Origin of the sequence: Methylobacterium oxalidis, from assembly GCF_007992195.1 — a bacterium.
Lineage (GTDB): Bacteria > Pseudomonadota > Alphaproteobacteria > Rhizobiales > Beijerinckiaceae > Methylobacterium > Methylobacterium oxalidis.
The window spans coordinates 1-755 of sequence record NZ_BJZU01000334.1 but is presented as its reverse complement, the minus strand read 5'-3'; the positions used below and the strand labels follow the sequence as shown (position 1 = coordinate 755).

Below are 755 nucleotides of genomic sequence, written 5' to 3'. Positions count from 1 at the left end.
GACGACGATGTCGCCCGGCTGCAGCACCGGGATTAGGGTCTCGGTGACGTAGCTGCGAAAGCGCCTGCCGTTGGTGGGACCGTCAAGAAGCGCGGTGGCGCACAGCCCGCTTGTGCGCAGGGCGGCGGTGATGGTGGTGGTTTTGTAATGCCCCCACGGCGCTGCGAGCCGGCAGCGCTCGCCGCGCGGGGCCCAACCGTAGCGTCGCGCCATGTTGGTGGCAGCCGCGGTCTCGTCCAAGAACACCAGCCGGTCCGGATTGAGCTCGGGCTGGGCCTCAAACCAAGCCTCGCGGGCCGCTCTTACGTCCGCGCGCTCCTGCTCAGCTGCGTACGTCGCCCCTTTTTCCAGCTGATCCCGTGCCGCTGGAAGAAGCGTGACAACCCGCTCGTGCTGGTCTGCACGCCCTGCTCGGCCAGTCGGTCGCGCAGCTCACGCAGGAAGAGGCGCGGCTCCTGCTTCGAGGTCGCCAGGATGAGCGCGGCATGCGCCTCAATCCGCTGTGAGGTGTGATCGCCGCCCATCGGCTTGGAGGCGAGTTGGCCCTCATTGCGGAAGCGCTCCGACCAGCGGCTGGCGCTCGACACGCTGACCCCGAAGCGAGCGGCGACGCGACGGCAGGAGGCACCCGCCGCCACGGCAGCCACGACACGCTCGCGCAGGTCCACAGACAACGGTGAAGGCATGGGCAAGCTCCTTCACCCGTCAACGTGCCATCCGCCAACCCGTCTCAAGCGGTGCGGGATCTGCTCTAA

General features: G+C 68.3%; 1 pseudogene. It reads right to left on the bottom strand.

The window, feature by feature from the left end:
- Window positions 1–686, bottom strand: a pseudogene (locus MOX02_RS30855) (IS630 family transposase); the annotation flags it as partial.
- Between the last annotated feature and the right edge of the window lie 69 nt (window positions 687–755).